The sequence below is a fragment of the Streptomyces sp. NPDC005899 genome (genome assembly GCF_040629645.1).
In the GTDB taxonomy this organism is placed as follows: Bacteria; Actinomycetota; Actinomycetes; order Streptomycetales; family Streptomycetaceae; genus Streptomyces.
This window is the reverse complement of the sequence record NZ_JBEXWB010000298.1, coordinates 1-8,010: the sequence shown is the minus strand read 5'-3', so window position 1 is coordinate 8,010 and position 8,010 is coordinate 1. Positions and strand designations below refer to the sequence as shown.

General features: G+C 72.9%; 6 protein-coding genes, 1 tRNA gene and 1 pseudogene. 3 read left to right on the top strand and 5 right to left on the bottom strand.

The window, feature by feature from the left end; translation table 11 throughout:
• Nucleotides 1–1,507, top strand: a pseudogene (locus ABZ371_RS25610) (PAS domain S-box protein); the annotation flags it as partial.
• Nucleotides 1,508–1,723: 216 nt separating this feature from the next.
• On the opposite strand, the gene ABZ371_RS25605 reads toward ABZ371_RS25610, so the two are convergent.
• The 3 genes from ABZ371_RS25605 to ABZ371_RS25595 all read right to left on the bottom strand — a co-directional run bounded on the left by ABZ371_RS25605 (nt 1,724) and on the right by ABZ371_RS25595 (nt 4,783).
• Complete coding sequence (locus tag ABZ371_RS25605; protein ID WP_358683718.1) at nt 1,724–3,370, bottom strand: long-chain fatty acid--CoA ligase; 1,647 nt, start codon at nt 3,368–3,370, stop codon at nt 1,724–1,726.
• 257 nt (nt 3,371–3,627) lie between these two features.
• A complete protein-coding gene (locus ABZ371_RS25600; protein ID WP_358683716.1) occupies nt 3,628–4,182 on the bottom strand; it encodes a SigE family RNA polymerase sigma factor in 555 nt (184 codons plus the stop codon).
• Between the two features lie 289 nt (nt 4,183–4,471).
• Entirely contained in the window at nt 4,472–4,783 is a 312-nt protein-coding gene (locus tag ABZ371_RS25595; RefSeq protein ID WP_358683714.1) for a hypothetical protein, read from the bottom strand.
• A gap of 326 nt (nt 4,784–5,109) precedes the next feature.
• Here ABZ371_RS25595 and ABZ371_RS25590 point away from each other — a divergent pair, with 326 nt between their 5' ends.
• On the top strand, nt 5,110–6,000 hold the full coding sequence (locus ABZ371_RS25590; protein ID WP_358683712.1) for a bifunctional DNA primase/polymerase: 891 nt from the start codon (nt 5,110–5,112) through the stop codon (nt 5,998–6,000).
• 108 nt (nt 6,001–6,108) lie between these two features.
• Nucleotides 6,109–6,621: a hypothetical protein gene (locus tag ABZ371_RS25585; protein ID WP_358683710.1), complete on the top strand. Its 513-nt coding sequence runs from the start codon at nt 6,109–6,111 to the stop codon at nt 6,619–6,621.
• 76 nt (nt 6,622–6,697) lie between these two features.
• Here the strand turns inward: ABZ371_RS25585 and ABZ371_RS25580 are convergent.
• Nucleotides 6,698–6,784: transfer RNA gene (locus ABZ371_RS25580), tRNA-Ser, on the bottom strand.
• A gap of 56 nt (nt 6,785–6,840) precedes the next feature.
• Nucleotides 6,841–8,010: trypsin-like peptidase domain-containing protein (locus ABZ371_RS25575; protein WP_358683708.1), on the bottom strand; the 1,170-nt coding region annotated here is incomplete at its 5' end.

The following is an 8,010-nucleotide window of genomic DNA, read 5'->3' as shown; positions in this document are numbered from 1 at the left end:
GCGCGCGGACGCTCCCCCGCCCGAGCCGGCCCCCACCGGCCACCCCGTCCGCGGGCAGCCGCAGCCCTCCGTCCCCCCGCCGCCCGACGGGGCCCCGGGCCCCACCTCGGGGCAGGGTCTGGCGTCACTCACCGCCGAGGACACCGCGTCCGGCGCCCCGGACCAGGCCGACGACGAGGCATGGGCGGCCCCGGGCGGCACCACGCACGCCTCGGGCACGATGGGTGCGCCGGGTGCGTCCGCTCCGGCCCCCGCCACCGGCCCGATGCCGCATCCCGCCGACGCCGACGCGCCCGCCCTCCCGGTACGGGACGCCATGCGGCAGCCGCTGCCCGCCGAGGAGCCGCCGCCCGCGGGCACCTCGCCGGACTCGACTCAGGGACGCGCGTTCAGCGTGCGGACGCTGGGCCAGGGCGTGCCGTTCGCGCAGCACCTCGCACATCAGCAGAACCAGACGTCCGGCGGTGCCGGGCGCCGGCGCAAGCTGGCCGCACCGCCCGAGGCGGAGCCCGCCGGCCCGCCCGCCACGGCCACCGCCGCACCCCAGCCGGGCGCGGCTCCCGTACCGCCCCGACCGGGCACGGCGGGTACACCGGCGGGCCCCGCGCAGAACGGCGCCGCGCAGACTTCGGGTCAGCTGATCGCCCCACCGGCGGCCGAGGGACGCGCGTACGCCATAGGGGCGCCCGACGAGGGGGCCGAGGGCCCGGAGCCGCTGGACGGCCCCGGGGGCGCGGTCGAGGTGGCCAACCGGCCCCATCCGTTGCCCGTCGACGACGAACTCCCCCCGGAGCCTCTGGACAACCCGCGGCGGCTGCTCGTCTGGCCGGCCCCGGACGCCACCACCCAGCAGGCGTTGAGCGACCGGGGCTACCGGTCGGTGATCGTGCACTCACGTGAGGAGGTCGACGCCCAGATCGCGGCCTTCCCCGCCGCGCTGTTCGTCGACCCCCTGACCGGGCCGATCACCCGCACGGCGCTGCAGTCGCTGCGGCAGGCCGCCGTGGCGGCGGAGGTACCGGTGCTGGTGACGGCCGGCCTCGGGCAGGCGACCCGGGAGGCCGCCTACGGTGCGGATCCCGCCGTACTCCTCAAGGCGCTGGCCCCGCGCGACAGCGACCAGCACCCGCCGCGGGTGATGGTGATCGAGGAGCACGAGCAGATCGCGCTCGCGCTGACGGAGACCCTGGAGCGCCGCGGCATGCAGGTCGTCCGCGCGTCGGGCGACAGCGACGCGGTCGGCCTCGCCTCCCGGATGCGGCCGAACCTCGTCGTGATGGACCTGATGCAGGTGCGCCGCCGCCGTGCCGGGATCATCGACTGGCTGCGGGCGAACGGCCAGCTGAACCGCACGCCGCTGGTCGTCTACACCTCGGCGGTCATGGACGAGTCGGAGCTGGCACGCCTGGCTTCCGGGGAGACCGTGCTCTTCCTGGCCGAACGCTCGACGAGCGACGAGGTGCAGTCACGGATCGTCGACCTCCTGGCCAAGATAGGGACCAACTGACGGCAGGGCACCGTCCCGCACGGCACGCGAGGACACACGCCGGAGGCGGTCCCCGCGGCATGCGAAGGCACACGCCGGCGGCGCCACCCCCTCCAGGCGAGCACACCCGCCGGGGGGTGCACCGCCCCCCACACTTCCACCCCGGCGGGGGGGGCTCGGGACCCTCCCTCCCCCCCCCCGGCGTGTGCCGTGCCCGCCGTCGTCGCTCGCGGCCGGTCAGAGCCGCGTGACGTCCAGCTCGCCGTCGGCGTACTGCTTGCGGATCACCTTCTTGTCGAACTTGCCGACACTCGTCTTCGGCACGGCAGGGATGATCGTCCAGCGCTCGGGGAGCTGCCACTTGGCGACGGACTGGGCGAGGAAGGTCCGCAGGGCCGCGTAGTCGGCCGTGGCACCCGCCTTGAGGACGACGGTCGCGAGGGGCCGCTCACCCCATTTGTCGTCCGGCACGGCGACGACGGCGGCTTCGGCCACGTCCGGGTGCGCCATGATCGCGTTCTCCAGATCGACGCTGGAGATCCACTCGCCGCCGGACTTGATGACGTCCTTCGCCCGGTCGGTGAGCGTGAGGAAACCGTCCGGGCTGATCACCCCGACGTCACCTGTCTTGAGCCAGCCGTCCTCGCTGAACTTGTCGTCGGGCCGCAGGTCCTCGCCGGTCGCCCCGCCGTAGTAGGCACCGGCGATCCAGCTCCCGCGGACCTCGAGCTCTCCCGCCGACTCCCCGTCCCAGGGCAGGTGCCCGCCACCGGGGCCGACCAGGCGCGCTTCGACCCCGGCCGGGAAACGGCCCTGGGTGATGCGGTAGGGCCACTCCTCCTCGTCGGTCAGTCCGGCGGGCGGATTGGCCATCGTGCCGAGCGGCGAGGTCTCCGTCATGCCCCACGCGTGCCGGAGGCGGACGCCCAGCTTGTCGTAGGCCTCCATCAGGGAGGGCGGACAGGCGGCGCCACCGATGGTGACGTCCCGCATGGAGGTGAGGTCACGCGGACGGGCGGTGACCTCGGCCAGCAGACCCTGCCAGATGGTGGGGACGGCGGCCGCGTGCGTCGGCTTCTCGCGCTCGATCATGTCGGCGAGCGGGGCCGGCTGCAGGAAACGGTCTGGCATGAGCATGTTGACGCCGGTCATGAACGTCGCGTGGGGCAGCCCCCACGCGTTCACGTGGAACTGGGGAACGACCACGAGGGTCGTGTCCTTCTCCGTCAGCCCCATCGACTCGGCCATGTTGACCTGCATGGAGTGGAGGTAGATCGATCGGTGGGAGTAGACGACCCCCTTGGGGTCCCCCGTGGTCCCGGAGGTGTAGCACATGGCCGCCGCCTGGCGTTCGTCCAGCTCGGGCCAGGCGTACGTGGTGGGACGGCCCGCGATGAGCTCCTCGTACTCGTGGATGCGCGGCGCGACGCCCTCCAGCACCGAGCGGTCGCCCGGCCCGGAGACCACCACGTGCTCGACGGAGGGCAGGTGGGGAAGCAGGGGCGCGAGGAGCGGCAGTACCGAGCCGTTGACGAGGACGACCTTGTCGTCGGCGTGGTTGACGATCCAGACGAGCTGCTCGGCGGGGAGCCGCAGGTTGAGCGTGTGGAGCACGGCGCCCATGGAGGGGATCGCGAGGTAGGCCTCGACATGCTCGGCGTTGTTCCACATGAGGGTCGCGACACGCTGATCACCGTCGACGCCCAGCTCGTCCCGGAGGGCGTGCGCCAGCTGTGTGGCGCGCCTGCCGATCTCGGCGAAACTGCGCCGCTGCGGCTCCGGATCACCGGTCCAGGTCGTCACCTGCGACTTCCCGTGGATGGTCATCCCATGGGTCAGGATGCGGGTCACAGTCAGCGGTACGTCCTGCATGGTGCTCAGCACGGCGTCCTCCCGGTGGGCGCTACGCGGCAGTAAGGGTGCGCTGATTCTGCTCACATACCACGCGGTATGTCACTACTTCCGGGAGTACGAATCGATGTCACCCGCTGAACGAGGCCGCGCCGCACCACCTGGGGCCGGCCCGCCGGGCGGGTTTCGGATCGGGCACCGGGCGGGCTTCGACCGGGCTGCGGTCAGGCTCAGGGCGCGCTGCGGGCCAGGCTCAGGGAGCGAGACGCGGGCGGGCCCGGAGGGGCGCCTCAACGCACCGGCGTGAGCTCCGGGTCCTCGCGCAGCTTTCCGAGCGCCCGCGACACGGCGCTCTTGACGGTACCGACGGACACACCGAGGACCTCTGCCGTCTGGGCCTCGCTCAGGTCCTCGTAGTAGCGCAGCACGACCATGGCCCGTTGCCGGTCCGGAAGCCTGAGCACGGCCCGCCACATCGCGTCGTGCAGCACCTGGTGCTCGGCCGGGTCCGGGGCGGGCGCGGCCTCCTTCTCGGGCAGCTCCTCGCAGGCGAACTCGTCGATCCTGCGCTTGCGCCACTGGGAGGTGCGGGTGTTCACCAGCGTTCGGCGCACGTATCCGTCGAGGGCCCGGTGGTCCTCGATCCGCTCCCAGGCGACGTACGTCTTGGTGAGCGCGGTCTGCAGCAGGTCCTCCGCGTCGCTCGGGTTGGCGGTGAGGGAACGGGCGGTGCGCAGCAGGACGGGCCCCCGTGCCCGTACGTAACACGAGAACGACGGGTAGCGACGGTGTCCGGCGGGGGCGGCGGCCACCTTGGAGGCACCCTTGCAGACTGGCGTGGTCATGCCTTACACGCTAGGAGCGCGCATCGCCGAGGGGATCGGCCACAGGTCCCGAAGCGGCGTCCGCCTCAGGTCGGAGGAGTGGGGCCGGCCCCACCTCCTGAAGGTGGAGGGATCGCCGGCCCGCCTCGGGGTCCTCAACCCGAAGGGACCCGCCTCCCCGCCACCACCCGGGGGCGGTGGCGGGCGCGGTGGCGGGCCTCGTGGCACCGGAGGGACCTCGGGCGTGCGAGCCCGGGCCACCGCGCAGCCGGCGGCCGCCTGTTCGAGCGGACGCCACCGGCCGACGGACTCACCAGAGCGGCGTGAAGTACACCGCGACGATGTTCGTGGACTGGTCGATCGACGTGAAGTCCGATCCGGTCACCTGCGCCCAGTTGCTGTGGTTCGACGCACCGGGCCCGACGGCCTGCTGCAGCCACGTGGACGGGTTGCCGAAGCTGTCGCCCCCGGCACCGCCGGATCCGATCGTCGCCACCCCGGCGTTCGATCCGTCGTTCGCGAACGAACCGTTGTCGGCGACCGCCACGCCACCGAACAGAGCCGCGGCAAGGGGCAGGGCGGCGACGGCGGCGAGAGCGCGAGCGGTGCGGGTGCTTGCCATGTCAAAGTCCTCCGGGAAACGGGAAGCGGGAAACGGGCGGGATCCTGTTGTGCACGAGGCAGCCGGCCGACCACCTCGATACCGGTCCGGGCAGCCGGCCGACCGCCTGGATACGGGTTGCGGCGTCGCGGGACCAAGCTGCCCACCGCACTCCCGGTGAACCACCTGCGCCGCACCGTTCCCCCGCAAGCGTGAGACGACTCCGGTAAACCTCCCGCGCCTCCACGAGCCCCCGCAGCGCTCCGAACCCCCGCCGTGACCCATGGCCCCAGCCGGGCAGGCCCCACCCCTTCCCTTCTTCGAACGCTTGTACGAAAATGGTTCGCATGGCCATCATCGACCGGCAGACCGCCACCCTGGCCCTGGCCCATGCCCTCTCCGCCGCCGAGCGCGGCCTCCCCGTCTTCCCGCTGTCCGCCACCAAGCTGCCGGCCCTGCGCTCACCCCACCGCCACGAGAGCCCTCCCGTACGCTGCCGGGGGGCTTGCGGTCTGCCCGGTCACGGGGTCCACGACGCCACCACCGACCCGGCCGCCGTGCGCGCCCTCTTCGCCGCGGCCCCCCGGGCCACCGGCTACGGGATCGCCTGCGGCCGGCCGCCCCACCGCCTCATAGGCATCGACCTCGACGTCGACCCCGCCTACGGCACCGACTCCGCCGCCGCGCTCCAGCAGCTGGCCTTCCAGCACCTGTTCACCATCCCGGACACCGTCACGGTCCTCACCCCGAGCGGCGGCCGGCACCTCTGGCTGACGGGCCCGCCCGACGTCGCCGTACCCAACTCGGCCGGCCGGCTCGCCCCGGGCATCGACATCCGCGGAGCCGGCGGCTACCTGGTCGGCCCCGGATCGGTCACCACACACGGCGGATACCGCCTCGCCCCCGGTACGGCCCACCTGCCACCGGCACCCTGCCCCCGCGCACTCCTCCACCTGCTCACACCCCCGGCGCGCCGCCCGCCCGCACCGCCGGGAGTCCCCGCCTCCCCCGCCCGGCAGGGCCACGGCCTGGTCCAGTTCGTGCTCGCCGCCCACGAGGGCCAGCGCAACACCCGCCTGTTCTGGGCAGCCTGCCGCGCCTACGAGCACGGCTACGGCGACGCCCTGGCGGACGCCCTCACCGAGGCGGCTGTCCGCACGGGCCTGACCGAACACGAGGCACGCGCCGCCATAGCCTCGGCCGCCCGCCTGAGCGTGCGCCCCCCGGACCGCCTCTGAATACCCGCCGGCCGGGCGGCCCGTGGCGTACCCGCCCCCCGACAGGAGCAGCCGCCTTCCCCGCGGGACCTGACCGGAGCCGGGCGTCACGGAGGTAGCGTCACAACCATGAGTGCAGCCATAGCCGCCATGCTCACGGCGGTCGCCGGAGTCCTCGGCACGCTGTTCGCGCCCATGGTCGCCGGCCGGATGACGAGGCGTCAGCGTGCCGACGAGGCCCGGGCCGAAGAGGAGCGACGGCACTTCGAGGAGCGGCGCGCCGCCTACACCGCGATGAACCGGGCGTCCCGCCACTTCCACACCCTCCTCAAGGACGCCCTCCACCGCCTGCGCGACGGCGTCTACACGGAAGAGGACCGGACCGAACTCGAAGCGGGCCGTCGCGACTACCGCGACCGCTACGCCGAAGCCCAGATGATCATCCCCATGGCGGTGATCACCGCCTCCCACGAGCTCAACACGGTCCTCGCAGCGGCGGACGCCGCCGTCAAACGCATAGACCGCGGGCTGGCAACGGCCTCCGAGACCCCGTCCCAGGTGCTCATCGACCTCAAGGCGGCGGAACCCCGGCTCACGGCGATGCGGCGCGTCATGCGCGAGGACCTCGGCATCAGCGACTGACGCCCCGCGAACCGGCACGGACCTGAGCAGCGCGGCGGCCCCTGACCGTGTCGCCTGGTCAGGGGCCGTTCATCTGCGGTGGGTGTGGGATTTGAACCCACGGTGACATCGCTGCCACGACGGTTTTCAAGACCGTTCCCTTAGGCCGCTCGGGCAACCCACCCCGCGTCGTCCGGACCGGCAGCCGGGCCGGCTCGACGCGAGGGACAGCCTAGCCGGTCAGCTGTCGCCCTTGCGCTCGCCCAGGGTGAGTTCGGCCGTCGAGGTCTTGCCGCCGCGCTTGTACGTGATGGTGACCTTGTCGCCCGGCTTGTGGGTCCAGATCTCGCCGATCAGCGTCGGTCCGCTCTCGACCACCGTGTCGTCGAACTTGGTGATCACGTCACCGGCCTTCAGACCGGCCTGGGCGGCCGGGCCGTTCGGGGTGACGGCGGGGGTGCCGCCCGCGCCCTGGTCGGAGATGACGGCGCCGCCGGTCTTCTCCTCCATCGTCACCGTGGCGCCGATCACCGGGTAGACGGGCTGGCCGGTCTTGATCAGCTGCTCGGCGACGTTCTTCGCCTGGTTGACCGGGATGGCGAAGCCGAGGCCGATGGAGCCCGCCTGCGACTGGCCGACCCCGCCCCCGCTCGTCGACTGGATGGCGGAGTTGATGCCGATGACCGCGCCGCCCGCGTCGAGCAGCGGACCGCCGGAGTTGCCGGGGTTGATCGAGGCGTCCGTCTGGAGGGCGCTCATGTACGAGTTCTTGTTGCTGGAGCCGTCTCCCGAGGCGACCGGGCGGTCCTTGGCGCTGATGATGCCGGTGGTGACCGTGTTCGACAGGCCGAAGGGCGCGCCGATCGCGATGGTGGAGTCACCCACCGCGACCTTGTCCGAGTCGCCGAGGGGCAGGGGTGTCAGCCCGTCGGGTGCGTTCTTCAGCTTCAGCACGGCCACGTCGTATCCCTGTGCCCGGCCGACCACCTCGGCGCCGTACTTCTTGCCGTCCGAGAACGTGGCGGTCAGCTGGCCGCTGTCCGCCGCCGAGGCCACTACGTGGTTGTTCGTGAGGATGTGGCCTTCCTTGTCGTACACGAAACCGGTGCCCGTACCGCCCTCGCCGTCGCCGGACTGGGCGTCGATGGTGACGACGCTGGGCAGTGCCTGAGCCGCCACGCCCGCCACCGTGCCGGCGGCGCGCTTGAAGTCCTTGGGGCTGTTGGAGGCCGCGACCGTGGTCGAATTGGACGACGAGCCGTCGCTGCTGTCCGCGGCCCAGAAGCCGAGTGCTCCGCCGATGCCGCCCGCGACGAGCGCGGCGACCGCCACGGCGGCGACCAGGCCGTTCGCGCGGCGCTTGCGCGGCGGTTCGGGTGCCGACGGCGCCGGCGCCCCCCACTCCGCGGT